We start from the raw sequence: 25,318 nt of genomic DNA on the forward strand, positions 1-25,318 counted from the left end.
TATTAGCTATGTACAATCAGTTTTTTATTGGTTTGTATAAATATAAGATTAACATATCAATGACATAAAATAGGAAAATTCCCATGTAAATCAGATCTGATTTCTATATTGAAAACTTTATAGATATCCAACAAAAGCGAACGTTTTTTATTGGATGATTTTTATAAAAAAATAAATTATGATGAATTATGTGTTAGTGTTTGAGAATCAAAAAATTACCTTATATGCAAATAAAAAAACCACCCCTTCCCGGGATGGTTATATGATTACACAAATTAAACGTTCGTTTTCTTTATTTGCAACTATTTCATTTTTTTGCAGTTTGCTTCAGAATTCATAGAGCAAAGTAAATACTTTTTTTGGGAGATACAAAATAATTTTATATTTTTTTCAGGATCGGTGCACAAAAATTATTTAGGGACATTCAGTAAATACTATAAAATTAGCCAAATAATTCATACATAAAATATTGCGAATTAGTTGGCTTTTTTGTATCTTTAGGTATTCCCCCGCAAATAAGGTTTGGAAGCCAAAACGGGGGAAATTTTCCAACAAAGATATGGCAAAAGTACAAAATATTTCAGAAATTCACCCTACTTTGGGGTTTACAGAATTTGATATTCTGGAAAGATACCGCAAAAGTTTTCATGAGAGTGAGTTTGGCAGGCTTCATTCGGTATTTCCATTTGAGCATATAGCAAAGACTATGGGCTTGTCGGACCAGCATCTGGGGCGCAGGAATATATTCAGTCCCTGCGCAAAGATTGCCCTTATGGTCCTGAAGGCATACACCGGCTTCTCTGACAGGCAGCTGGTGGAACATCTGAACGGGAACATACACTACCAGATGTTCTGCTGGATTATGATAAATCCGTTCTTCCCCATAACCAACTACAAGATAGTCAGTGCTATCCGCAATGAGATAGCGTCCCGTCTTGATGTTGATTCCCTCCAGGAAGTGCTGGCTTCACACTGGAAACCCTATCTTGACAGCCTTCACGTCTGTATGGCCGATGCCACATGCTATGAAAGCCATATGCGTTATCCTACTGACATGAAACTCCTTTGGGAAAGCCTTGAATGGCTCTATAGATATATCTGCAGGCATTGTGTGGAACCTGGCATAAGACGTCCCCGCAACAAATACAGGAATGTAGCGGAGTCCTATCTGTCCTACTGCAAGAAAAGAAAAAGGAAGGCTTCGAGGACAAGAATGCTCAAGCGTCGTATGATCAGGCTTCTTGAAAAGCTCCTCATACAGAGGGATGAGATTCATCGAGAGTACGGAACCTTACTCCGCTATACCCAGGATTACCAGAAACGTCTTTCCATCATCAGAAAGGTTCTTGTACAGGAAAAGGAAATGTTTGTAGGGAAGAAGGTCAGGGACCGCATCGTCAGCATTGACCGTCATTATGTACGTCCCATTGTAAGAGGCAAGGAAACAAAGTCCGTCGAGTTCGGTGCGAAGGTCAACAACATACAGATAGACGGCATATCGTTCATCGAACATCTTTCGTTCAAGGCTTTCAACGAAGGTATACGCCTGAAGGACTGCATCCGCATGCAGCAGAAGCTCATGAATGTGAGGGTAAGATGCGTGGCTGCCGATTCCATATATGCCAATAATACCAACCGAAAGTTCTGTACAAAATATGGAATATCCACATCCTTTGTACGCAAGGGAAGGGCGGCCAGGGATGAATCCTTGAGAAAGGTTCTCAGAAGTGAACTCTCCAAAGAAAGGGCCACCAGGCTTGAAGGCAGCTTCGGCACTCAAAAGCAACATTACTCACTCTCAAGGATAAAGGCACGGAACAGGAAGACGGAAATCCTTTGGATTTTCTTTGGAATACATACGGCAAATGCCATACTGATGATAGATAAGGTCAGGAACAGAGCGCTGAAAGCAGCATGATATGATTTTAACGAAAAAATCAGAAGAGGTCGTCAGACTTCTTCCGGAACGTCATGTCCTGCCTATAAGAGTATATGGGAAAATACAGAAAAATGACAATAAAAATGACATATGAAGTGATTATACTGGGGCATCTTCATATGCCATTGTATTTTATAGGGACATTTACTGAATATCCCTATTTACTATAAGTGAAAATTAAATTTGAGTAGTGGTAATTATCCGGTCATAATAATAAAAGGGGAGGATGAATTATTTTTCTGTGAGGTATTTCCAGAAACGGACGGGGAGGTTTTGGCGGTGCAGTTTCGGATTGATACGTTCTTTGATGGCGATGGTTTTAAAGTAGGTTCGCCAGAGTTGCTGAAAAAGTTGTTCATCTTCTGCCATCAGTTGCTGATCCAGTTTGCCGGTCAAAAGATGGGTTCCTTTGGTTTCGAAACGGACTTCATCGACTTTTTGCCGATTGTAATAATAACCGTATTCCCGTTTGATATCATACAGCAACCAGCATTGGTCGGCGAATCGGTTTTGAAAGTGACCGATAACCAAAGGCAGTACATTGTATATCGGTTCGAGGGCGGCAAAATAAGTTCCGTCGATGGTTTTTTGAAAACGGGTGAATTGGACAACCCGTAGACGTTCGTTCCCCACTTTCTTAGCGATCTGAGTGGCTTCGAGTACATCGGGATCTCCGAAGTTGATTTCGATCGGGCGGAGAGCGTCGATAGCTTTGCGGATATAACGGAATAGTAAGCGGTCGGTATCCGGAAGTTCGGACAACCAGCAAGAGGTGATAACGGATAGGCCGGCCGGAGAGAGTCTCTTTTCAAGACCTTTCCATACCCGGGAGGATTTGCGTTCATCGGTAATAATCCGAATTACCTCTTCGTGGAATAAAGGAAGGGGAACTCCTTCGGCCTGTAGTATATCCGGAAACATTTTTCGGTCATAAGCCTCGAATATACAGGTGAGTAGTCCGTCGAAGCTTTTATCATATTGGTAGACAATCATCGGCTTTTCGGTTTTATTCGAAGATAATCTTTAGCTGACGGGGATCTTCCTGTTTGCCTTTGTGTGGAATGAGTAACTGGCGTACCCGCTCGGGCCGGAGTTCCTGAACCGTCTGTAGGGGAAGTTCATTACAGGTAATGAAATATTGTGCTTTCTTCAAAACGACCCCCATTTTTTTCAATTGCGAACCATTGATTTTACCGTAGCGACGGGAGACAATGATCATTTTCGCCGATTTTACTCCTAAACCGGGAATACGGAGCAATAACTCATAATCTGCCCGGTTGATGTCTACGGGGAATTTTTCAGGATGGCGTAGTGCCCAGGCCAGTTTCGGATCGATTTCAAGGTCCAGGTCAGGATAAGAGTCGTCGACAATTTCATCCACTTTGAACTGATAAAAACGCAATAACCAATCGGCTTGATACAGTCGGTTTTCCCGTACCAGCGGCGGTTGTTTCAATTGGGGTAAACGGTTGTCGTAAGCATTGACGGGTACAAATCCCGAATAGTATACCCTTTTCATGGTCGGTCGCTGATAAAGGGCAGAAGATAACCGGAGGATATCTTTGTCGGAATCCGGAGTAGCTCCTATAATCATCTGGGTACTTTGTCCCGCAGGGGCAAAACGGGGAGCCGACCGGTATTTTTTCCGCTCTTCGGCACTTTCCAATACGCCTTGCTGGATGTGACGCATCGGTGTGAATACGCTTTGGAAATCCTTTTCGGGAGCTAATGTCTGTAAGCTTTTTTCGTTGGGTATTTCGATGTTGACACTCATCCGGTCGGCATATAATCCGGCTTCGTGGATAAGTTCCGGACTGGCTCCCGGAATTCCTTTTAAATGAATATATCCGTTGAAACGGTGGATGGTTCGTAGATCCTTGACGATTCGTACCAGGCGTTCCATGGTATAATCCGGGTTGCGGACGACTCCTGAACTCAGGAATAAGCCTTCGATGTAATTCCTGCGGTAAAATTCAATGGTGAGATTGACCAATTCGGTTACCGAGAGTGTTGCCCGCGGGATATCGTTGCTCCTGCGATTGATGCAGTAGGCACAGTCGTACCTGCAATAGTTGGTCAGCATGATCTTCAACAAAGAAATACAACGTCCGTCTTCGGCAAAGCTGTGACAAATCCCCCAGCCTGCAGCACTACCTATCGCCCCGGCTTTATGTCCCCGGGACGTACCGCTGGAGGCACAGGATACATCGTATTTGGCAGATTCTGCCAATATCTTTAACTTATTCAAAACAGATTCATCCATAGTGTCACAAAGAAAGAACTTCCTGGTGAGAAAACAAATCGAAAATAGTTAAATATAGACTTGACGGAATTATTCGGCTGTTTTCGGTGCTATCGGGACCACCGGGGCGCAGAATAATACGGTCGATTTTATGACCGGTTAAACAAGGGTTTGAGTAATAGTCGGTATTCGTGGACCAGGTTGGGAGTCAGCTTATTTTTCTCCATGCCCTCTGCCAATTCTTGCAGAGTCCAAAAACGCCCTTCGTCCACTTCATCGTTATCGATGTGGATATGGTTGTAACGGGTACATAAAAAAGAAAAAACCAGTTCCCGTTCGCGGGGACTTTCCCAAACGTAGTTACCCAGAAAACGGGCCTCGAAGTCTGTGATGCCCAATTCTTCGGAAGCCTCCCGTTTAAGTGCATCTTCGACTTTCTCATTTACGCCGATATGTCCGCCTACTGCAGTATCCCACATACCGGGCAGAAGGTCTTTTTTCATACTTCTTTTTTGCAGGAATAGTTCGTGGCGATCGTTGGTAATGTGTAAATGTACGACGGGATGGAGTAGTTTGGATCCCGAATGACAAATGCTGCGGGGGGCCTGGCCGGTAACTTCTCCTTTCTCGTCGACGATAGGCAACCATTCTTCTTTTTTCATTTTTCTCAATAAAAGACGGTTATAGATAAAAAATACGACAAAATAAGTACCTAAAATAATGTATAAGAGTGGGGTAGTGATGAATTTTGCCGTGTCCTCCGGCAAAAATAGAATGGCTGTATAGGCAAGTAGGGTATGTAGGGCGACGAGGATAAAAAGTATCCGCAACATTTTTCGCATACTTTGAAGTTGTGGTCCCGAAAGGTGGATATTTTTGCGGTAACCGGCAGGTAGAGTATGGGTAAAGTCGGTATGTGAGAAGGCGAAAAATCCTAGCAATAAACATAAAGCCGTTTCAATAATAGCCGGTTGTAGCTGTGAAAGTACCGAACCGTTTGCCCAAATGGAAATCAGACCCGGGATACAAAAAAACAAAGTAGTGAGGAGGATCATTTTGTCATATACTTTTTCCCGGATTCGGGTATAGATAAACTCGGCTCCTCCTAAAAGAAAGGCGACCCATACTCCGGTAACTGTTCCGAAAAATTCATCGGCTATGAAATAGATCCCTATCAGTAGTAAAGAGGGTAAAAGACTTCGAACAGAATGATTCATGATTTTAAAGCTATAAAACGACTGGCAAAAATAATCAATATACTTTATCTCCCCACAGCACTGCCCTGCAAAATAGCGGAAAAAAGAGAGAGACAAAACCGGAATACAGCTGGAACTGAAAATTTCTGTATTAACTTTGTAGCCCGAAACGTATTTGAAAAAGTTTGTAAAGTTTATAAACCGAATGAAAAGATAGTTTTATAAGAAAAGGATTATGTTGAAGATTGTCGGAATTATGTTGCTGGGCGTATTCACCGGGTATTTATTGAAAAATTATCAGTTCCGGTGGGTACAAAAATGGATTATGCTGGCCATTTGGTTATTGTTATTCTTATTAGGTATTGCTGTCGGTACGAACGGAGAGATTATGAATAATCTGGATACGATCGGTTTGAAAGGTTTGATCCTGGCCCTGGGAGGAGTATCGGGAAGTGTGATCCTGGCTTGGGTGGTATATCGCTTTTTTTTCATGAGGAGAGACGAGTCTTCTGTTTCCTGAGTATTTCTAAGTCGTTATTTTGATTCAGAATAAATGAAAGGAAGTTTGATTATTGTTGCTTTTTTTGTGGCTGGAGTGATTCTGGCCCGCTGGGGCGTTCTGCCTCAGGAATTGCTTCAGCAGGATTTTAGTATGTATGTTTTATACGGGTTGATGTTCCTGGTGGGTATAAGTATAGGGAGTGACCGGAAAGCCTGGGCGGCGTTGAAAGGTCAGCAGCTACGGATTGTACTGGTGCCTTTGGCGACGATTGTCGGCACGTTGGCAGGAAGTATAGGGGTTAGCTTTCTTTTGACCGATATCCGTTTAACGGATTGTCTGGCTATCGGTTCGGGTTTCGGTTATTATTCCTTGTCGAGTATTTTTATCACAGAATATAGAGGGGCGGAATTGGGCACAATCGCTTTGACTACTAATATTATACGTGAGATCATTACTTTGTTGGGAGCTGCTGTTCTGGTCCGTTGCTTCGGAAAATTGGCTCCGATCTGTTCCGGTGGTGCTACTACGATGGATACTACCTTGCCGGTTATTACCCGATTTTCAGGTAAAGAGTATGTGATTATTGCGATATTCCATGGGTTTGTAGTGGATTTCAGTGTGCCTTTTCTGGTCACTTTTTTTGCGAAACTTTAGATTATTATTTATTCGTCCCAATTGTGGAAAAAGGTTTAGGATGGAAGAATAACTCTTCATCTTAAACCTTTTTTTCTGTTTCAGCAAGTTGAAAATATTGCCTCCGCTTTTATCGGAAGACCAGGGAGGGGTATTTCGTTTTTTACTTCCTTTGAGAAAATAAAAAAGCGTCCCGTTTTCCGAGACGCTTTTTAGTTTCAGTAAAACTGATTATTTCACAGTTGCCATATGAGCGATCAATTCCAATACTTTGTTTGAATACCCCCATTCGTTGTCATACCAGGAAACGAGTTTCACAAAGCTCTTGTTCAAAGCAATACCTGCTTTTGCATCGAAGATAGAAGTACGGGCATCTCCTAAGAAATCAGAAGAAACGACATCTTCGTCAGTGTATCCCAGGATACCTTTCATTTCGCCTTCTGAAGCTTCTTTGATAGCAGCTTTGATTTCATCGTAAGAAGCTTCTTTAGCTAAACGGAAAGTCACGTCTACTACAGAAACGTCCAGAGTCGGAACACGGAATGACATACCGGTCAATTTTCCGTTCAGTTCGGGAATAACTTTACCTACAGCTTTAGCAGCACCGGTAGAAGAAGGGATAATATTACCTGCAGCAGCACGGCCACCTCTCCAGTCTTTCATGGAAGGACCGTCGACAGTTTTCTGAGTAGCGGTAGTTGAGTGTACTGTGGTCATCAAACCTTCGATAACACCGAATTTATCGTTGATTACTTTGGTCAGCGGAGCCAGACAGTTGGTTGTACAAGAAGCGTTTGAAACGATCGTTTCGCCGGCATATTTCTTGTTGTTGACACCCATAACGAACATCGGGGTATCGTCTTTGGAAGGTGCAGACATCACTACCCGTTTTGCACCGGCTTTGATGTGAGCTTCAGCTTTTTCTTTTGTCAGGAAAAGACCGGTTGATTCAACCACATACTCAGCGCCTACTTCATCCCATTTCAGGTTTGCAGGATCTTTTTCAGCAGTTACACGAATAGCCTGACCATTGACAACCAATTTACCGTCTTTTGCTTCTGCAGTTCCGTTGAAACGACCATGCATCGTGTCATATTTCAGCATGTATACCATGTAGTCTACATCGATCAGGTCATTGATTCCTACGATTTCGATATCGTTACGAGTCATAGCTGCGCGGAAAACCAAACGGCCGATACGACCGAATCCGTTGATACCAACTTTAATCTTTGCCATTTTTATTGTTTTTAAGTGTTATAAAATTATCATTTCCTTTCAAAAGTACGGAAAAAATTCCTGATATGGTTCAGTAAATATCGAAAAAAAATGAAAAAAACAACTCAAACGATTTCAATTTTCAGTTGGAAACGCATTATCCTGAAAGGATTTACGAATAAGTGTAATGTTGGGACAGAATACCTGATTAGCGAGTTCGTTGTGAACTCTGATTGGCGAACTTTCGGTTCTGACCGATGAATGGGGACAGGAATCTCAGCTGGGCCGATCAGTGTGGCGCTAATCAGGATTTGAAAGGAATACTAATTGCAGTAAGTCAAATGTTTTACCTTGGGGATTTCTTTTACAGTGGCCATATGTGCGATCAGGTCTAACATTTTATTGGAATATCCCCACTCATTGTCATACCAGGCAATCAGTTTTACAAATTTATTATTAAGGGCGATCCCTGCTTTTGCATCGAATATACAGGTTCGGGCATCTCCTATGAAATCGGAAGAAACGACTTCTTCTTCTGTATAACCTAAAATTCCTTTCAGTTCTCCTTCGGAGGCCTCTCTTACTGCCGCTTTGATCTCCTCATAGGTCGTCTCTTGGGCTAAACGGAAGGTCACATCTACGACAGATATATCCAATGTCGGGATGCGGAAAGACATACCTGTCAGTTTGCCGTTCAATTCAGGGATGATTTTGCCGACAGCTTTTGCTGCTCCCGTTGTGGAAGGGATTATGTTGCCGGCTGAGGCACGTCCTAACCGCCAATCTTTTTTCGAGTGAGCATCGACCGTACGCTGACTGGCTGTCGTAGCATGTACGGTAGTCATCAATCCTTCTACGATACCGAAATGTTCATGGATGACCTTGGTCAATGGGGCCAGACAATTGGTTGTACAGGAAGCACTGGAAACGATTGCGTTGCCGTCGTAAGTTTGATGGTTTACCCCCATAACGAACAAAGGTGTATCGTCTTTAGCGGGTGCCGACATAACGACACGTTTTGCACCGGCACGAAGGTGAGCTTCCGCTTTTTCACGGGTAAGGTAGTGACCTGTTGCTTCGACGACATAATCTACTCCGGCTTCTCCCCACTTCAAACCTTCCGGTTCGCGGCTGGAAGTTACGAGAATGTGGCGTCCATTGACATACAATTCACCGTCTTTGATCTCGATCGTTCCGTTGAAACGCCCGTGTACGGTGTCGTATTTCAGTGTATATACCAAATAATCCAATTCGCTCGGATCGTTGATTGCCACGATTTCAATATCGTTTCTGGTCATTGCTGCGCGGAATACCAAACGGCCGATACGGCCAAATCCATTGATACCCACTTTAATTTTTGTCATTTTTTTCTTTTAGTTTAAAATTGGTTATTTATTTAGTGTAAAAAAATCAAAATACGAGCTCCACGGACTGTAAAACAGTCCGTTTTTTATTTACTCAAACGTTTGCGTTAGGATGGATAAAAAAAAGCACTATCTGTCAGCCGACTATAAGCCGGACATTTACGATCGATAGCGCATGAAGATAAAAGGCTCAGCAAAAATAAACTGAAAATAAAACCGATAATTACTTTTTTCATTTTCATGATAATAATCTTAAGTTGCTATCTAATCATGCTTCCAAGATTCAGAATTATTATTTATGCACTTCGTTTTAATAGGTTCCTAAAAATTGATGGAACAAACAAACCTGTCGTTTCGATGGATTACCTAAAAACTTTAACGTGTGCAAATGTATAATAAAATTTTGAATCCCAAAAATTAGTAGGAAAGATTATTCAGAGCGGCTGAATCTTATTCGAACATCTCGCTTGTAGACAAGGAATTATTACAAAATGGAGGGAGAAAAAATAAAAATGTAAGTTTTTTTTGATTTTTTCTTTGAAAAAATTTGTGCAAACGTTTTAAATACCTATCTTTGTCGCGAGATATAGAAATTATATTGCTTTATAAGTGTAGTAAATTTATTGTTAGTGTGTTTAAAAAGAGGCTGTGAAGCCTCTTTTTATTTTATGATCAAATTTTATATTTTGTTATAAAATGCTGATTTGTAATATATTACTGGTAAATGAGGTGATTTTGAATCGGTCGTCCGGGCGATTTCCGATAATCCAGGCTATTTTTTCATCCGAAAGCAATAATAAACATTCCTGTTTTTGCTTGCTGCTGAATTTTTGATCTCTGAAAAAATCACTGAGTTTTTTCTTGCTTTTTTTCATCCCGATCGGACAAAAATAGTCTCCGGCTTGCCAATTACGGATAAGCAGGGGAAATTGGAGTTTGTCGGCATCCAGACAAGCGATATCGGGTTGCTGTGGAATCACAAACTCTTCTGTACGGGGGAAGAGCGTAAATTCGACTTTTAGTTTTCCGATCGTATAAATACCTGTTGTTGGAATTGAAACGATTGTCCGGCTGCATTTGCTGTTGTCGTAAAGCCGCCAGAATATTCTGCCTCTTTCCAGGGTATGATGGCCGGCGATGAATTGTTTGCCGGGGATAGCTGTATGCGTATTCAGAATGTCACGGATCTGGACTTTGTTAAAACCGAAAGGTTTCAAGGTTTCATATAAAAAAGTATAAGGGGCGGGTGTGGCCAGCGTTTTGGAAATATGAATCAATAATTCGTCTTCCTCGCAATCCAGAATTTCTTCCTGAAACCGATGAATGCCGTATTGAAAGATTTCTTCTGTTTCTTTCAGGGTTTCGCAATTTTCGGTCATGGTATCCAGAAACGAAGGATTGATTTCTTTGAGGACCGGGATGATCTGGTGGCGTATTTTATTACGCACATAATCCAGTGAATTATTGGTGGAATCGGTCCGAAACCCCAATTGGTGGTCTTCTATGTATTTCAGTATATCTGTCCGAGAACATGGGAGCAGAGGACGAAGGATGTCTCCGTTGATGGATTTTATACCGGTTAGCCCTTTTATACCTGTTCCCCGGCAGAGATTGATCAAAACGGTTTCGGCAACATCGTCGGCATGATGGGCGACGACAATGTAATCCATCTTTTTCTTTTCTTTCATTTCCCGAAACCAGGTGTAACGGAGTTCGCGGGCTGCCATTTCTACACTAAGTCCGTTTTCGCGGGCATACTTCAGGGTATCGAATTTTTTGACGCTGTGAGCGATGCCGTAACTATCACAGAAACGTTTGACAAATTGTTCGTCCATGTCCGATTCTTTACCCCTTAACGAAAAATTGCAATGCAAAACCAACATCTTCAGATTCAGGTATTTGAATGCATGTAACATGCATATGGAGTCGGCTCCGCCGCTGACGGCCAATATAAATCCTGCATCCCGGGAGATGTGATGTTGTTGAAGAAAATTTTTAATCGTTTCCTGGATCATAATATGAATAAGGTAAAAAACTATAAGCCGGATGATCAGATTTCACTGAGCTCTAACCATCTCATTTCTTTTTCGTCTAAGATAGCGATTATTTCAGCAATACGGTTGGATTGCGCTACTAGTTCTTCGGGGGACAGGTTGCCGGAATTTAATGCGGTTTCGATGATTGTTTTCTCTGTGTTCAATTGTTCCATGTCTGTTTCGAGCTGTTGCATTTCCTGGCGTTCTTTAAAGCTTAGTTTGCGTTTTTTCTCTACAGAATTATTCGGAGTGGATTGGGGCTGCTCTGTTTTTTTCTTTTCTTTTTCAGTTTTCTCCAGTTGTTCTTTTTCTTCTTCTTTTTTATTCTTATAAATGGTATAATTACCGGGGAAATCTTTAACGATTCCGTTCCCTTCGAAAGCAAAAATCCGGTCGACCACTTTATCGGTGAAAAAACGGTCGTGGGATACGATCAACAGACAACCTTTGAAGCCTTTCAGATACTCTTCCAGTACATTCAACGTGATGATATCCAGATCATTGGTTGGCTCGTCCAGGATCAGGAAATTCGGATTGCCCATCAATACGGTAAGCAAATACAATCTTCTTCTTTCCCCTCCGCTCAACTTTTCGACCAGGGAATATTGCTGTTTGTCGGTGAACATGAAATATTCCAGGAATTGAGAAGCGGACATAATTCGCCCGTTGCCCAGATCGATGCGTTCGGCAATGTTTTTTACGATATCGATCACCCGGTCCGTTTCATTGAAAGCGATACCGGATTGTTTGTAGTAGCCGTAAACCACGGTTTCGCCGATCGAAATCGATCCGCTGTCCGGTTGCAGATTTTGGGTAATAATATTCAGGAACGTAGATTTGCCCACTCCGTTTTTCCCGACAATACCGATTTTTTCTCCCCTGACGAATTTATAAGAGAAATCGCGGAGTATACAATGCCCGTCGAAGCTTTTAGATACATGGTCGAGTTCCAGGATTTTTTTACCCAGTCGTTTACCCTGGATGTCCAGTTCCAATTTTTTCTCTGTCGTATTCTGAGAGGCTGTTTCTTTGAGTTTGTAAAAGTTGTCTATCCGGTATTGTGCTTTATGACTACGGGCCTGAGGCATCCGGCGCATCCATTCCTGTTCGGTACGTAACAGGTTACGGGCCTTGTCGATGGCGGCATTGCGGTTTTCGATCCGTTCCTCTCTTTTTTCCAGGTAGTAAGCATAGTTACCCGAATAAGAAAACAGACCGAATTCGTCGATTTCGATAATCTGATTGCATACCCGGTCCAGAAAATACCGGTCGTGAGTGACCATCAACAGGGTGGCATTCGATTTACCCAGGTATTCCTCGAGCCATTCGGTCATTTCGATGTCCAGGTGGTTGGTCGGTTCGTCCAGGATTAAGAAATCCGGATTACTGATCAATACTTTGGCCAGGCCGACTCTTTTTTTCTGTCCTCCCGAAAGCTGGCCGATTTTTTTGTCATAAGTATCGATTTTCAGTTCCGAGAGGATTTGCTTGATCGTTGTGTCGTAATCCCAGGCCGAATGGATATCCATTTCGGGAATCAGTTTTTCTAAAGCTTCGGTATGGTTGTGCGCAACTGCTTCTTCATAAGCTTTAATCAGCTTCAACACAGGAGAATCCGAGTGGAATACTTCTTCGAATACAGAATTTTCGGGATCTAAAGCCGGATCCTGGTCCAGGATACCCACTGTGATGTCGTTTCTGAAAATTACCGTCCCGCTCTCCGAGGTATCTTTTCCGGCAATAATCCGCAAAAGCGTGGATTTACCCATTCCGTTTTTGGCGATCAAGGCTACTTTTTGTCCTTTACCGATCCCGAAAGATATATTTTCGAATAACAGTTGCTCGCCGAACCGTTTGCTGAGATTATCTACTTGTAAATAACTGATCATAATTTTATGTGTAATACGGGACAAAGATAAGAAATTAATGACTACTCAGGTATTTTTTCCGTTCTTCTTCCGGGAAGTGCTCGATGGCATAGCGGAGCATGGTGCGGGGCATCCGGCTGGAACGGGAAGATAAAAAGTCTTTCAATACCTGACGGTCTTTTTTGCCGGTTTCACGGAGCAACCAGCCGACGGCTTTGTGGATCAGATCGTGGGGGTGGTTCAGAAGCAGGTCCGAAATAGCCAGACAGTCCCGGAAATCTCCTTGCCGGACAAAATGCATACAGCTGACTATAGCTATCCGCTGTTCCCACATATTGGACGAGTGGGCTAAAACATACAATATCCCGCGGTCTTTATCTGTCAACCATACTCCCAAAAGCTTGTAGCAGGTGAGGTCTACCAAATCCCAATTATTGATGTTTCGGGTTTGTGAAAGGTAGAAATCGACGCAGGTTTGCCGGAAAGCTTCGTCTTTGTTTTTAGTAAATTGGTCTACCAGGATAAGCAAGCCGGTTAGCCGGATTTCATGGTAGGGAGAAGAGATCAACTCGGCTAAGACCGGAGGTGTTGCTTTACGGTATTTCAGTGCTATGCTTCTTTGTTCGGGAACGGTGATTCCCAGGAAAAGATCTCCTTCTCCGTATTGACCTTTCCCGGTTTTGAAAAAACGGGAAAGGTGTGCGGCTTTATCCGGATTACCGAGGGCATTTAATTCGGCTATGATGTCTTGTGCCGTCGGAGTGGCATGGGTTTCGGGCTTCATCAGTTCAGTTTTTTTCGCCACACCAGTTGCTCCAGCAATAAAGCCGATACAGCGATCAGGATAAACCAGCCGGTGAGGTATTTGTTATTATCTTGTAAAACAATCTCTTTTACTAATTCGCTATTGTGATCGAAGCAGGTTGTTTTAATATCTGGCACCTTGCTTCGGGGAAAATATTGGCTTAGTTCCTGTTCCTTACAAAATTCCATTTGTGATTCGGTACGGTCGTAGTTCCAGGCCAGTACATCGACCAGACGGTCTTCCTGGTATACTTCGAATAATCCTGCTTCTTGTATGGTCGTTGCGTTGGTGAGTTGCAGGTCGCCACTGAAATTTTTCCGCACCTCAGGGATAAATTCAAAGGTGTGGTTTTCGTTCCGGATTTGCAGGGGTTGGTTGGTCTGGATCGTTCGGGTATTCAGAAGTACGGGAGCGGTGGTATTCAGAAAGTAGGAGGTATGAAGACCGGTATTGACCTGAAAAGCCATGTTGACCAAAAGTGGTACGAACAAAGGATGAAATACCAGATCACTGTCGGTGGGCAGAAAGTTGAAAGCAGAAAGGTAAAGATTTCCTTTGCCGTAATGCCGGGATACCAATAGAGGTGCCGAGTGTTTATCCGATAATAAGATTTCGGTATGGGCGGGTAAAATAAGCCGGTAATACTGACGGATTTGAGGGAGTATTGTTTTAATATCCGGTTGTTCGAATGCATCCCGGAATAAGGCTGCCTGGGTTTCGATATGAGCGATTACGGTATTGGTATCCCGTTTGTCGTAGCGGGGAGCTTGTATTTTTTGTAAGAATTTATTCTGAACTTCGGGAGAGGAAGAGGCCGGAAGAACCAATAGATTGCCTCCGTTCATCAGATAGTCTTCCCACATGCTTTCCAGACCCGTAGAGCTGTCGGTCAGACCGTCCAGGATAATCAGGCTGTAGCGGGGAAGGTTTTGCCGGACTGCCTGGTTGACAGGAATGGAGGTAAAACTAAAATGGCTGGAATCCGAAAATAGTTTTCCAAAATAGGGATTTTCCTCCTGTTGCCATAAATACAGAATTTCGGTATTTTCACTGACCGGATAGGCAAAATAAAATGTATTGTCGAAAAGGACCGGAAAATCGGAGATTTCTACCGTTCCCTTATAAAAGTCTTCTGCTGTGTTCAGATAACTGATTTCAACCTTCTTTTCGCTATGGGCTTCGAGATCGGTTTGGATGATGCTGCGCTTTTTTCCGTTGATCGTCAGGGTGAGCGGAATATGGTGAAAATCCCTGTCTGAAGTGTTGACCAGGGTGATATATACTGTTTCGGATTGATTTTGTTTATGGAAGGCTTGCCCGAAGTTCACTTCTTTGATATAGAGATTACTTCGGTTTTCAGGTTTCATCATCAGAAAGACGGATTCCAGGGTTGAGTCGGTGGTGATGTGTTGGAAATCACAGTTCTTTTTCTGGAAATCAGAAATCAGGAATAGCGTACCCGGCTGGTTTTCTCCCGATTCTTTTACTTCTTTATAGACTTGAGAAAGTGGTTTAGTGGCCGGGCTGATTTTAAGATTCCCGATAGCCTGGAGCATTTTTTCTTTATCCAATGTGACCGGAAGAACTTTATCATTGGTGAACAAGCTGAAACGGCTACCGGCGGGATAGGTATCGACGATGTCGAAAAGATATTTTTTCGCTTCTTCGAAAAGACTTCCTTGCGAACCTGTATTGGTCATCGAGAAAGAATTGTCGGCGTAGATAAAAATCCGGGGAGTGGTCGTTGCGGGTAAAGCTTTTCCTTCCGGGTTGAGATAGGGGGTAGCAAAAGCGATGACGATACAGCTTAAAGCTAATAGACGCAGAAACAACAACACTAAATTTTTTAAACGTGAACTGTTTTTCTTTTGCTTTTGTAAAGCTTCCAGAAAGTTGAAGTTGCTGAAATAGACTTTTTTATATCGCTTTAAACTGAACAAATGTAATAGAACAGGTATAGCCAATAACAGTAATCCGTATAGAAATACCGGATGTAGAAATTGAATGACTGATAACATAAATACTCGATTTATCGATTAAATATACCTGATTGAGGGTACCGACTATTTGCGGGAGTAAAAGTAGCAATAATTTCTGTTTTTCGGGATAAGTTTATCCCGGAGAGTGAGGCGGTTTGTATATCTCTGACTGTCAGTTTGAAAAAATGAATTGTTAGTAAAAAAGCCGTTTTTGTTATTAAAAAGGTATTCAAAAATCAAAGAGATAATTTTTTTAATTGTACTTTTACGACAAATATCATAAAATGGGAATTTATGTCTAAGATCATTGCTATTGCAAATCAAAAAGGTGGTGTCGGAAAAACAACAACTTCAGTGAATCTTGCTGCCAGTCTGGCAGTTTTGGAGCAAAAAATTTTGTTGGTAGATGCAGATCCACAGGGAAATGCTTCGTCTGGATTGGGATATGACGTGCAAAAATTAGGAGATTCGACCATCTATGAATGTCTGGTCGACGGACTGGAAGCAGAAAAGGCAACATTGAAGACTGAGATCGACCGTTTAGCTTTATTACCTTCTAACATTAACCTGGTCGGAGCTGAAGTAGATATGATGAATCTGGAGGACCGTGAAAATATCATGAAGAAAGTGCTTGCACCGGTGAGGGATAAATACGATTATATTCTGATCGACTGTTCACCTTCTTTGGGACTGATTACCGTAAATTCACTGACAGCTGCCGACTCTGTGATTATTCCGGTGCAATGTGAGTATTTTGCTTTGGAAGGACTTGGAAAATTGTTGAGTACGATAAAACTGATTCAGAAACGGTTGAATACCGATCTGGAGATCGAGGGATTTGTGTTGACGATGTACGATGCCCGGTTGAGGTTGTCGAATCAGGTGGTTGAAGAGGTGAGAAAGAATTTTCAGGATATGGTGTTCAAGACATTGATCAACCGGAATACGAAACTGGCAGAAGCTCCCGGATTCGGACAGCCTGCTATCCTCTACGATGCAAATAGCCGTGGATCTGAAGACTATATGTTGTTGGCACAAGAGTTGATTAAAAGAAATTTGGAATAAAAGTAGATCTACATTAAAATAAATACAGAAGGAAGATTTTCGATTTACGATCGTATCCCTTTTTATATCGAATCGTAAATTTATAATCAAAATGAAATAGAGTTATGGCAAAAAAAAATGTATTAGGACGGGGGTTGGGAGCCCTGATTGCTGATGCGGCTGAAGAACCGGTGACCAGAGAGATTGTCGTATCGGCCATACAAGAGTTGAATCTTGCCGATATCCGTCCCAATCCTTTTCAGCCGAGAACGGAGTTTGACGAGGAGGCTCTGAGTGAGTTGGCTGCCTCTATTAAAGCGATAGGAATTGTACAACCCATTACCGTGAGGGCTGTCGAAGAAGGGAAATATGAGATTATTGCCGGAGAAAGAAGATTCCGGGCTTCCAAATTAGCCGGGTTGTCGACTATTCCGGCTTATATTCGTAAAACAGAAGACGATAGTCTGCTGGAATTAGCTTTGATCGAGAATATTCAGCGTGAAGATCTGAATGCGATCGAGGTTGCCATCAGTTACCAGCGTTTGATAGATGAATGCAATCTCACTCAGGATGGCTTGAGTGAGAGAGTCGGGAAAAAAAGAGCTACTATTGCCAATTATCTTCGTTTATTGAAATTGCCTGCTCAGATTCAATTGGCTGTCCGGGATAAAAAAATTTCCATGGGACATGCGCGGGCGATATTGGGAGTAGAGGACCCGGATACCCAGCTGATGATCTTCGAACAGATTCTGGAGTATGATTTCTCGGTGCGGAAAGTGGAAGAGATCGTCCGGGAATTGGTACATCCTCAGGTGGAAGAACCTGCAGAGGCTCCGGTCGTTGAAGATAAACCGAAGAAGAGTAACGAGATCGGAGATTATATCGAGTTGCAAAAACATCTGTCACGGCGTTTCGATACCAAGGTGGAACTGAAACGCAATGAAAGCGGGAAAGGAAAAATTATTATAGGCTTTAAGTCTGATGCAGAACTGGAAAAGATCATCGAGTTGTTGGATAAGATTGAATGAGAAAAATTGTTTGTTTGATAGTAGCCATTCTGGCAGGACTTAGTGTGAAAGCATTGAGTTTATCGCAAGATTCGGTGACTCAGCTAGTAACTGCCGACGATACGCTTAAAGCTTTTGAGAAGATCGTCAGGAAACCTCATTCTCCTCATAAAGCCACGATTATGGCTATGCTTCTTCCCGGATCGGGACAGATATACAACGGACAATGGTGGAAAGTGCCTATCCTGTACGGGGGTATGGCTGCCGATATTTATGGTATTGCCTGGAACCAGAAGCGTTTCAAGGAGTATCGGGATGCTTATGTCGAATGGGTGCAGTATCTGGATGCGAAAGCCAAAGATCCGGATACGCCTTATCCGCAAAATCCCGCGTGGGATAAAATTCCCAAAGCTTTCGATGTGGAGACCGATCCTTATTTGCAAACATCCCAGGGACAAACCTGGTTTAAAAATACGTTGAGTAACCGGAAAACTTCTTTTAAGCGGAACCGGGATTTGTGCTATATTGTGATGGCCGCTATTTATGCCATTAATATTATCGATGCCACGGTGTATGCGCATTTTTATGATTTTGAGATAGATGATAATCTGAGTTTTAATTTACAACCTACTTCTTCCTATAGTCCTGTTAGCGGAGGAAGTATCGGTTTGACTTTAACTTTTAATTTTTAACGCGAGATGATACGTTTTTTGTTTTTTGCTGTATCCTGTCTGCTATATCATGCTGTATGCGGGGTGAATGTGGTGTCTAAAGATAGTGTTGCTTCGGTAGAGCAAGATACTGTAATTGAAAATCAGATTATAACGGATTCTATTCCGGAATCTTTTCTGGAGAAATTGGATTATTATTATACGAGCTGGTATACAGGGAAACGGGATAGTACTTATTATGTCGATTCGCTTTGTATAGCAGAGAGTTGTAAAAATATTGTTCCCTGTAACGATTCGGTTTATCTGTTGCGTTTGGATTCTTTACAATCTGCCGTTCCATTGTCGTTCAACGATATTGTCCGTACGTACATCGAACTGTATACGGTGAAAAAACGGTTGCAGGTAGCCAATATGTTAGGACGGAGTGAATATTATTTCCCCATTTTCGAAGAAGCGTTGGATGCAGAGTGTATGCCTTTGGAACTGAAATATTTGCCTGTAATCGAGAGTGCTTTAAATCCGAAAGCTTTATCCAGGGCGGGGGCCTGTGGATTGTGGCAATTCATGTACGGCACAGGGAAAATGTATAAGCTTGAAATCAATTCCTATGTCGACGAACGCCGTGATCCGGTAAAAGCAACTCAGGCGGCAGTTCGCTATCTGAACGATCTGTATGCTATTTATGAAGACTGGATTCTGGTGATAGCTGCTTATAACTGTGGGCCGGGGAATGTCAATAAAGCGATTCGTCGTTCCGGAGGAAAAAAGAATTATTGGGATATATACTATCATCTGCCTAGAGAGACCCGGGGATATGTGCCCGCTTTTATCGCTGCGAATTATGTATTCGCTTATTATAAAGAACATGGCATTTTCCCGATAGAATCAACCTTGCCGCCGATGTGTGACAGTATTATGGTGAACGATGCTTTGCATTTCGAGCAAATTGCGGCCAAGCTGGATTTTTCTGTTGAAGAATTGCGTGATTTGAACCCTCAGTACCGGGCCGACGTTATTCCTGCCGGTTTTGGAAAATCGTACGCTTTGAAGATGCCTTATAACCATATCGGTAGTTTTATCGATAATCAGGATTCTATTTTTGCTTGTAACCGCAGTAAATATTTCAACGATAACGATCGGACCGCCGATCCTAAAAACCGGATTAAAGTGCATGCACAGGCTTTGGGACAGGACGGACGGGCCCGTTTGGTATATACTGTGAAAAGTGGTGATGTACCCGGAGCTATTGCTATGAAATTCAATGTCCGCTTGGCCGACCTGAAATACTGGAACAACCTCAATAAACGGATGACGATCCGGCCGGGGCAAAAATTGGTGGTGTATGTACCTGAGAAAAAAGCCAATCAATACAAGAATAAGGCTGCTTATACCGGTAAGGAAGATAACGTAGCCTCAGCCCCGAAAGTCGAAACGATCGATGGTGAGTTTGTATTGTATACCGTCCGGAAAGGAGAAAACCTTTGGTCTATCGCCAAGAAATATCCGGGAGTATCGAATAAGGATATTATGCGCTGGAACGGAATCTCTGAAAATCAGGTCAAAGACATTCGTCCGGGACAAAAGTTAAAGATAAAGATTTAGTTTAATTTTTTTCATTAAGAATAATATACAACTTTCAAATTAGGTATTAATTAAAAAACACCCAATTTTACAAATCCGGGTGTAAAATTGGGTGTTGTTTTTGTAAAATACTGATAATCAGCGTTTGTTGTGGAGCAGCAGGGAATCGAACCCTGGTCCAAACACGGAATCCATATGCTTTCTACATGCTTAGTCGCTTATTGGTTTTCGACGATGGTCCGGAAAGTGACACCCAAGCCATCGCTTATCCTCTTAAATTTTCGCCTTTCGCCAAAGGTGGGCTAAGACTAACCTTAAATTGACTGCACCCCGTATGCCGACCGGAATAAGGTGGGAACCACTGGCGGGATGTCTCGTCTCCGATTAACAATAAGTAAAATGAAATGTTTCTATATTTTGGTGCACCTTCAAAAGTGCACCAATTTTCTTTATAACAGGACACCTAAAAGTGCACCAAATTTTATAATATATTATTGAACTCTCTTTGTTTTTTATTCTTTAATGGTTATTCTTCATAGGCAATTACATTTAAAGTTTATACTTCTTGTCTATCGTAATGGAGTAATAAAATACTGACTTTATATACTCTTATACTCATATACTTTGAGTTGGTGGAAAATTTGGTAAAAGGTATATATAACTGAAATTTCATACCAGACTGAACATATCATTCCAATCCAGACGGTTAATCGTTGTGTTAGAATACTTCAAATTCACAATGTTCAGATGTATAAGATTAGATGTATAAGTGAATATTTTGCAAAGCCCAAAAATAGTCATTCTTTGTAAGTTGTTGAATATAAAAATAATAACCACCAATAAAGAATGTAAAAATTCGATTAGAATAAAGAATAGGACTTAAGTCTGACAAAACAGGCCTTTGTATTACTTTGGGTGTTTTATCTCTTACATATCCCTTTTTTAGTTGGGAATAAAGTAGGTGTTACAATATAAGGACATGAATCTATATAAAGGCAATCAAAGCATTTATGGTATATACATAGAAAACATTCTATTTCATGTATTTTAAAATCTTTCAATCCTAAATCATCAAATTTATCTCTGTTGACAGACTTTCCATGAATACATAATTTATGTGCCCCCCAACTAGCCCCTTGTTGCAAATATACTTCAGTGGGTTCTAATCCTTTTAGATAGGCTATTCGTATGGCAGTATCATATATAGCTAAACGCCCTATTTTGTATATTTTACAAGATTTAATTATTGTATATATGTCATCAAATGACTTTGCATTTTCTAGTTCTGTTTCTTTCTCCAAAACTTTTTGTGCAAACTCTTTTAAAATATTAGGATTAATTCGTCTTTGATGACCATGTTTAATATTAGAACTGTTGTATGATGTAGCTGCGCAGTAGAGGTCTTTGTAGCTTTCTAAATCAGCCTTTATATTTTGCCTATCACGTTCTAAAAAGGCATTTATCAGTTTTATATCTACCTTATTCATCCTATAAAATTAATTACTCACTGCATTTATTAATGTGCGCTATCTTCCCAAAGATACTAATATTCTTCATTGATGATTCTAAGTTAGTGTACTATTTTGTAAAAGGTATATATAACTGGAATTACTCTATTTTCTCACCACCATAAAAAGAAAGCCAGCAAGCGTAAACCTGCTGACTCTTTTCTACATTATTACTCTCAATATCTAAGTATCAAGAATAGTAAAATTGGTAATAATTTATTTTACTACTCTCCAATTTTTATTCTCTGCGATACTATAATTGCCATAGGGTGCACTAATTGAGATATAACCTGCTTCTTTCCCAGTCCAATTCGGCAAAGCATTATATATATTATTCATTGCTGTTTCTGAAAATTGATTATTAGAGCAATGTAACTCTTCCAATACTATGCATTTACTAATATCTAAAGTAGTTAATTTATTACCACTACACTCCAAAACAGTTAACGCTGTACATGTACTGACATCCAAAGTTGTCAATGAACAAGCAGAATAAAATTGTAATTCTGCTATTGAAGTACATCCACTTAGATTTATTGAGTTTATAGGGACATCTAATGAAATACTTTTCAAACCAATACATCCATTAGCATTGAAATTTAACTTACTACCATCCTTATTAGCCTCTTCGTCACTAAATCCGACTAAGGTTGTAGGACATTTAGTTGCATCTATCAAAGTAACAGTACAATCATAATAGAACATATCCATTTCTATATTGTCGATGTTCTTGATTGTAACAGTGTATTCCCCCTTTTGTGCATAAGTATGTTTTTTTCAATATAATACATATCATCATCTTTCTCTCCCTTATATTCATTTTGCTTTCCATCTCCCCAGTTAACATGAATAATCCCTAATTGAGGTGATTCTATCTGAAAGCTAAAAGTTTCGTCCTCAACCACTATTGTTAAAACTTCTTTATCAGAATTAAGTGGAGAAGGAGTTTCATTATCTTTTGAACACGCTGTAAACATTGTAGCATACATAGCTACCATTAATAAAATAAATATCTGTTTCATGGTCTTTCTATTTATTTAAATAATTCGTCAATATTTCTCTAAAATCACATCAACATAAGGGCTATATCCTTCTCTGTCAATACTTACTTCTTTAACATTAAGTCCACAGAATTTCATTGATGATTTGATACTTCTTAAATGTCCTTCCAATTCAGCTCCATATATTGCAACAGAGCCAATATTACCATTCAAATCAGGACAAAACATAAACTTGTTTCGTAAGTTCCCATTTAGAGAAATATCAAGATTAACAATTCCATTTCTAAAGTCATTGACTGTTTCAATTTGATACTTACTAAATGTAGGATGCGATGAGAAATTGTTGTAGATGGTATTTATCATCTGCAAACTTCTTTCGTTAAGATGATTCATAAGAAAATAGATTTAGCACCCCAGATTCCCAGAAAGGCAAGTTTATAAAATAAAGAAAGCGTGGGAACTGCTTAGTTTATCTGTCTTAAGGTATCGCCAAACACCCAACTGAAAATAAACAACCAACCCACGCTTAACCTTATATATTTGAGTAATATATATGGCAAGCGAACGTTTGTATCGTTTATCCTTTCAGTTTTTGAAATTGGCGATTTCTAAGACAAGGATAAAAACTAAAACGCTTCTATAAAACTAATATGTCTGTCATGGTTGGATTTCTCCTTACATAACATCACAAATATAGTTAATTTTCGGCATCTACAAACGTTCTGTGGGTTGGTTGTAAGACAAAAATAAGCAAGTTTAATCAATGAACCATCTATACTCTGAATCTCCTTGTACGGCTCTGCTTAATCCCTCTGTAAGTTGTGTAGCGTTCAACGACCTATCTAAGAAGTTATCAATATAAGAACTCTTATTTGCTCCTGTCAATAAGTTGTAAACTCTCCACATACTGATACTGTTTCCCTCTTTAGCAAAGTTTTCATCTATATAGTAATTCCTTGCTATCGTGTTAATCTGGCTGTCCGTCATTTCCATGTTAGGCAACATACGCTTTTCTTTGGAAGGCAGGCATTGATACATACGGCTCTTCCCTAAGAACTGTGCAAATTGGTGTTCTGTCAGGCTGTACTTCTGAAACTCCTGCATAAAGCGTAAATGCTTGTTTGCATCGTATTTGCTAAACAAGTCCATTACTCCCCTAAACAGGTCATAATGATTCATGGCTCTAAGGTCAGACTGATAACCGTCTGTAAAAGTACATAAGTTACAACATACCTGATTCCTAAAGCCAATAGCCACACTAAAATGTTCTGTACCCTTTTTGCTCATCAGGTTTTCATGGTTATAAGCCCTGACACCTGTAATACATAAATTCAGCCTGTTCCCTGCAATATCAGAGTAAATAGTAGGAATCTCAAAAGCAAACGCCATCCGTTCATAGTAAATCGTTTTGTCCGTTTCCAATAACTGATTAACGGGCTTATGTATGGCTTCTGGAATCCTGCCTTTGATAATATGGCTAACTATGATTTCAGGTGTATCAATCTGTTCATTCCTGAAAAACTCCTGTGCTGCCTTATACACCGTTTCAATAAATACAGGATGCGATACGGTCAGTTCATTATCCTTGCTGAATACAGGCACAATACAATCATTCTTTAGGTGCTGTATATCTACCTCTGTTGTATTGGCATTGATAAAGTGTAATCCCTTTGGTTTTGGGAATAGGGTTGTGTAATCCTTAAACGGACTTTCTTCTGTTACATCAATGTAATCAGAATATTCTTCACCAAATAAGGCAGGATCGACCTGTTGTGTTGTTGATAATAATCTAAGTGTTTCCATGTTGTGAGTTATTAATGAGTTATAATACTTTGTTGTCTGCAAAGCTGTAATAGTCCTCATTGTTAATGAGTAAGTAATCAGCTAATTCAATATCGAATAGGTAAGCTGCCAACTTAATTTGGTTCTTCAAATCCTTTTCTGCATCATTAGGTTCTAAGTCACCACTTGGAGAATTAGACACTACAATAATGCTTTTGGCATTGGCAAGTATGGCAGCCTGCAATATAAACTTGGTTTCCACTATGTCATAAGTGTGTGCCGATTCACTAACGGTCATTACACCTAATACCGTACTATTGCCACTTAGTAATATGACCTTAGTCGTAATATGGTGCTGTATCGTATCTTCATCGTAGAACTGCAAAGCAAATTCAAAGGCTTCATAAGGACTGACTAACCTTACCTGCTCTGCTTGTTTAACTGTTGGATAAATGAGTTTTACCTCGTTTGGTCTGAATGATTTCATATTTGTGATAAATTGAATGGTTGTACTTTGATAAAGAAGGGAGAACCATTCAGCCCTCCCAACCTTTTGTAAAATATATTGGCATACCTTTCCTTAATTGGCATCTTATAAAAAATGAGAGAGAGCATTACACCCTCTCTCAACGCACAATACCCCTATATAGAGTATCAATGCACCCACAACATGCCTGTAAGTATATAAGCCATATCTTTAGTCCTGAATGTGGGTATTTCAGGTATATAATGGAGTAAATAAATTGAATTGGTTATAACTTCTAATCTGGATATTTACTCATACATTCTATTTGTAAATACCCTTACTAATGCCAGATAGAAGTTATTTTTTGAATTGGCAAGTCTGACAAAATATAGGGTGTTTGTTCCTGTGCTAATTCAACCATAATATAAAACAAGAGAGAGCTGTAAAGCTCCCCCTTGCCGACTTCACTGCTCAATATA

General features: G+C 40.7%; 22 protein-coding genes and 1 other RNA gene. 7 read left to right on the forward strand and 16 right to left on the reverse strand.

Annotated elements, in window-relative coordinates:
* Window positions 1-559: 559 nt before the first annotated feature.
* Entirely contained in the window at window positions 560-1,918 is a 1,359-nt protein-coding gene (locus tag ODOSP_RS00205; RefSeq protein ID WP_041556187.1) for a transposase, read from the forward strand.
* Window positions 1,919-2,170: 252 nt separating this feature from the next.
* On the opposite strand, the gene ODOSP_RS00210 is transcribed toward ODOSP_RS00205, so the two are convergent.
* From ODOSP_RS00210 to ODOSP_RS20050, 3 genes are all read right to left on the reverse strand, one after another.
* Entirely contained in the window at window positions 2,171-2,932 is a 762-nt protein-coding gene (locus tag ODOSP_RS00210) for a TIGR03915 family putative DNA repair protein (protein ID WP_013610403.1), read from the reverse strand.
* 13 nt (window positions 2,933-2,945) lie between these two features.
* Entirely contained in the window at window positions 2,946-4,202 is a 1,257-nt protein-coding gene (locus tag ODOSP_RS00215; protein ID WP_013610404.1) for a putative DNA modification/repair radical SAM protein, read from the reverse strand.
* A gap of 128 nt (window positions 4,203-4,330) precedes the next feature.
* Window positions 4,331-4,843, reverse strand: a complete 513-nt coding sequence (locus ODOSP_RS20050; RefSeq protein WP_041557074.1) for an NUDIX hydrolase — start codon at window positions 4,841-4,843, stop codon at window positions 4,331-4,333.
* A 769-nt stretch (window positions 4,844-5,612) separates the two neighbouring features.
* On the opposite strand from ODOSP_RS20050, the gene ODOSP_RS00230 reads away from it, so the two are divergent.
* Both ODOSP_RS00230 and ODOSP_RS00235 read left to right on the forward strand, forming a co-directional pair.
* Window positions 5,613-5,897 carry a LysO family transporter gene (locus tag ODOSP_RS00230; protein WP_013610406.1) on the forward strand — a complete coding sequence of 95 codons (285 nt, stop codon included), beginning with the start codon at window positions 5,613-5,615 and terminating at the stop codon, window positions 5,895-5,897.
* A 33-nt stretch (window positions 5,898-5,930) separates the two neighbouring features.
* Complete coding sequence (locus ODOSP_RS00235; RefSeq protein ID WP_013610407.1) at window positions 5,931-6,533, forward strand: LysO family transporter; 603 nt, start codon at window positions 5,931-5,933, stop codon at window positions 6,531-6,533.
* A gap of 210 nt (window positions 6,534-6,743) precedes the next feature.
* Here ODOSP_RS00235 and gap (ODOSP_RS00240) read toward each other — a convergent pair whose 3' ends face one another.
* The 6 genes from gap (ODOSP_RS00240) to ODOSP_RS00265 all read right to left on the reverse strand — a co-directional run bounded on the left by gap (ODOSP_RS00240) (window position 6,744) and on the right by ODOSP_RS00265 (window position 15,818).
* Window positions 6,744-7,748 carry a type I glyceraldehyde-3-phosphate dehydrogenase gene (gene gap / locus ODOSP_RS00240; RefSeq protein ID WP_013610408.1) on the reverse strand — a complete coding sequence of 335 codons (1,005 nt, stop codon included), beginning with the start codon at window positions 7,746-7,748 and terminating at the stop codon, window positions 6,744-6,746.
* A 302-nt stretch (window positions 7,749-8,050) separates the two neighbouring features.
* The gene (gene gap / locus ODOSP_RS00245) at window positions 8,051-9,091 is read right to left on the reverse strand and encodes a type I glyceraldehyde-3-phosphate dehydrogenase (RefSeq protein WP_013610410.1); all 1,041 of its coding nucleotides are present in this window, start codon (window positions 9,089-9,091) and stop codon (window positions 8,051-8,053) included.
* Between the two features lie 689 nt (window positions 9,092-9,780).
* Window positions 9,781-11,106, reverse strand: coding sequence for a tRNA lysidine(34) synthetase TilS (tilS, locus tag ODOSP_RS00250; RefSeq protein ID WP_013610411.1), 1,326 nt, complete (start codon window positions 11,104-11,106; stop codon window positions 9,781-9,783).
* 35 nt (window positions 11,107-11,141) lie between these two features.
* The gene (locus tag ODOSP_RS00255; protein ID WP_013610412.1) at window positions 11,142-13,016 is read right to left on the reverse strand and encodes an ABC-F family ATP-binding cassette domain-containing protein; all 1,875 of its coding nucleotides are present in this window, start codon (window positions 13,014-13,016) and stop codon (window positions 11,142-11,144) included.
* 34 nt (window positions 13,017-13,050) lie between these two features.
* Window positions 13,051-13,779 (reverse strand): DNA alkylation repair protein, encoded by a 729-nt coding sequence (locus tag ODOSP_RS00260; RefSeq protein ID WP_013610413.1) that lies wholly within the window; start codon window positions 13,777-13,779, stop codon window positions 13,051-13,053.
* The gene (locus ODOSP_RS00265; RefSeq protein WP_013610414.1) at window positions 13,779-15,818 is read right to left on the reverse strand and encodes a vWA domain-containing protein; all 2,040 of its coding nucleotides are present in this window, start codon (window positions 15,816-15,818) and stop codon (window positions 13,779-13,781) included. The genes ODOSP_RS00260 and ODOSP_RS00265 overlap by 1 nt, the downstream gene beginning before the upstream one ends.
* Before the next feature lie 255 nt (window positions 15,819-16,073).
* Between ODOSP_RS00265 and ODOSP_RS00270 the strand changes: the two genes are divergently transcribed.
* From ODOSP_RS00270 to ODOSP_RS00285, 4 genes are all read left to right on the forward strand, one after another.
* Window positions 16,074-16,844: a ParA family protein gene (locus ODOSP_RS00270; RefSeq protein ID WP_013610415.1), complete on the forward strand. Its 771-nt coding sequence runs from the start codon at window positions 16,074-16,076 to the stop codon at window positions 16,842-16,844.
* 104 nt (window positions 16,845-16,948) lie between these two features.
* Complete coding sequence (locus tag ODOSP_RS00275; protein WP_013610416.1) at window positions 16,949-17,851, forward strand: ParB/RepB/Spo0J family partition protein; 903 nt, start codon at window positions 16,949-16,951, stop codon at window positions 17,849-17,851.
* The gene (locus tag ODOSP_RS00280) at window positions 17,848-18,522 is read left to right on the forward strand and encodes a DUF5683 domain-containing protein (protein ID WP_013610417.1); all 675 of its coding nucleotides are present in this window, start codon (window positions 17,848-17,850) and stop codon (window positions 18,520-18,522) included. Before ODOSP_RS00275 ends, ODOSP_RS00280 begins: the two co-directional genes overlap by 4 nt.
* A gap of 6 nt (window positions 18,523-18,528) precedes the next feature.
* A complete protein-coding gene (locus ODOSP_RS00285; RefSeq protein WP_013610418.1) occupies window positions 18,529-20,103 on the forward strand; it encodes a lytic transglycosylase domain-containing protein in 1,575 nt (524 codons plus the stop codon).
* A 127-nt stretch (window positions 20,104-20,230) separates the two neighbouring features.
* On the opposite strand, the gene ssrA is transcribed toward ODOSP_RS00285, so the two are convergent.
* The 7 genes from ssrA to ODOSP_RS00315 all read right to left on the reverse strand — a co-directional run bounded on the left by ssrA (window position 20,231) and on the right by ODOSP_RS00315 (window position 24,860).
* Window positions 20,231-20,512: a transfer-messenger RNA gene (gene ssrA / locus ODOSP_RS19065) on the reverse strand.
* A 490-nt stretch (window positions 20,513-21,002) separates the two neighbouring features.
* A complete protein-coding gene (locus ODOSP_RS00290; RefSeq protein WP_013610420.1) occupies window positions 21,003-21,569 on the reverse strand; it encodes a hypothetical protein in 567 nt (188 codons plus the stop codon).
* A 237-nt stretch (window positions 21,570-21,806) separates the two neighbouring features.
* Window positions 21,807-22,295: a leucine-rich repeat domain-containing protein gene (locus ODOSP_RS18555; protein WP_013610421.1), complete on the reverse strand. Its 489-nt coding sequence runs from the start codon at window positions 22,293-22,295 to the stop codon at window positions 21,807-21,809.
* An 8-nt stretch (window positions 22,296-22,303) separates the two neighbouring features.
* The gene (locus tag ODOSP_RS00300; protein WP_013610422.1) at window positions 22,304-22,612 is read right to left on the reverse strand and encodes a hypothetical protein; all 309 of its coding nucleotides are present in this window, start codon (window positions 22,610-22,612) and stop codon (window positions 22,304-22,306) included.
* A gap of 27 nt (window positions 22,613-22,639) precedes the next feature.
* Window positions 22,640-22,984, reverse strand: coding sequence for a hypothetical protein (locus ODOSP_RS00305; protein WP_013610423.1), 345 nt, complete (start codon window positions 22,982-22,984; stop codon window positions 22,640-22,642).
* Between the two features lie 363 nt (window positions 22,985-23,347).
* The gene (locus ODOSP_RS00310; protein ID WP_013610424.1) at window positions 23,348-24,394 is read right to left on the reverse strand and encodes a DUF3871 family protein; all 1,047 of its coding nucleotides are present in this window, start codon (window positions 24,392-24,394) and stop codon (window positions 23,348-23,350) included.
* A 19-nt stretch (window positions 24,395-24,413) separates the two neighbouring features.
* Window positions 24,414-24,860: a JAB domain-containing protein gene (locus ODOSP_RS00315; protein ID WP_013610425.1), complete on the reverse strand. Its 447-nt coding sequence runs from the start codon at window positions 24,858-24,860 to the stop codon at window positions 24,414-24,416.
* Between the last annotated feature and the right edge of the window lie 458 nt (window positions 24,861-25,318).

Source organism: Odoribacter splanchnicus DSM 20712 (assembly GCF_000190535.1).
Classification (GTDB): Bacteria; Bacteroidota; Bacteroidia; order Bacteroidales; family Marinifilaceae; genus Odoribacter; species Odoribacter splanchnicus.

Bases quoted from the DNA above. Each gene is read 5' to 3' on its own strand.
- ODOSP_RS00205 (WP_041556187.1), top strand. From the start codon at position 560: ATGGCAAAAGTACAAAATATTTCAGAAATTCACCCTACTTTGGGGTTT.
- ODOSP_RS00210 (WP_013610403.1), bottom strand. From the start codon at position 2,932: ATGATTGTCTACCAATATGATAAAAGCTTCGACGGACTACTCACCTGT.
- ODOSP_RS00215 (WP_013610404.1), bottom strand. From the start codon at position 4,202: ATGGATGAATCTGTTTTGAATAAGTTAAAGATATTGGCAGAATCTGCC.
- ODOSP_RS20050 (WP_041557074.1), bottom strand. From the start codon at position 4,843: ATGAAAAAAGAAGAATGGTTGCCTATCGTCGACGAGAAAGGAGAAGTT.
- ODOSP_RS00230 (WP_013610406.1), top strand. From the start codon at position 5,613: ATGTTGAAGATTGTCGGAATTATGTTGCTGGGCGTATTCACCGGGTAT.
- ODOSP_RS00235 (WP_013610407.1), top strand. From the start codon at position 5,931: ATGAAAGGAAGTTTGATTATTGTTGCTTTTTTTGTGGCTGGAGTGATT.
- gap (WP_013610408.1), bottom strand. From the start codon at position 7,748: ATGGCAAAGATTAAAGTTGGTATCAACGGATTCGGTCGTATCGGCCGT.
- gap (WP_013610410.1), bottom strand. From the start codon at position 9,091: ATGACAAAAATTAAAGTGGGTATCAATGGATTTGGCCGTATCGGCCGT.
- tilS (WP_013610411.1), bottom strand. From the start codon at position 11,106: ATGATCCAGGAAACGATTAAAAATTTTCTTCAACAACATCACATCTCC.
- ODOSP_RS00255 (WP_013610412.1), bottom strand. From the start codon at position 13,016: ATGATCAGTTATTTACAAGTAGATAATCTCAGCAAACGGTTCGGCGAG.
- ODOSP_RS00260 (WP_013610413.1), bottom strand. From the start codon at position 13,779: ATGAAGCCCGAAACCCATGCCACTCCGACGGCACAAGACATCATAGCC.
- ODOSP_RS00265 (WP_013610414.1), bottom strand. From the start codon at position 15,818: ATGTTATCAGTCATTCAATTTCTACATCCGGTATTTCTATACGGATTA.
- ODOSP_RS00270 (WP_013610415.1), top strand. From the start codon at position 16,074: ATGTCTAAGATCATTGCTATTGCAAATCAAAAAGGTGGTGTCGGAAAA.
- ODOSP_RS00275 (WP_013610416.1), top strand. From the start codon at position 16,949: ATGGCAAAAAAAAATGTATTAGGACGGGGGTTGGGAGCCCTGATTGCT.
- ODOSP_RS00280 (WP_013610417.1), top strand. From the start codon at position 17,848: ATGAGAAAAATTGTTTGTTTGATAGTAGCCATTCTGGCAGGACTTAGT.
- ODOSP_RS00285 (WP_013610418.1), top strand. From the start codon at position 18,529: ATGATACGTTTTTTGTTTTTTGCTGTATCCTGTCTGCTATATCATGCT.
- ODOSP_RS00290 (WP_013610420.1), bottom strand. From the start codon at position 21,569: ATGAATAAGGTAGATATAAAACTGATAAATGCCTTTTTAGAACGTGAT.
- ODOSP_RS18555 (WP_013610421.1), bottom strand. From the start codon at position 22,295: ATGTTCTATTATGATTGTACTGTTACTTTGATAGATGCAACTAAATGT.
- ODOSP_RS00300 (WP_013610422.1), bottom strand. From the start codon at position 22,612: ATGAAACAGATATTTATTTTATTAATGGTAGCTATGTATGCTACAATG.
- ODOSP_RS00305 (WP_013610423.1), bottom strand. From the start codon at position 22,984: ATGAATCATCTTAACGAAAGAAGTTTGCAGATGATAAATACCATCTAC.
- ODOSP_RS00310 (WP_013610424.1), bottom strand. From the start codon at position 24,394: ATGGAAACACTTAGATTATTATCAACAACACAACAGGTCGATCCTGCC.
- ODOSP_RS00315 (WP_013610425.1), bottom strand. From the start codon at position 24,860: ATGAAATCATTCAGACCAAACGAGGTAAAACTCATTTATCCAACAGTT.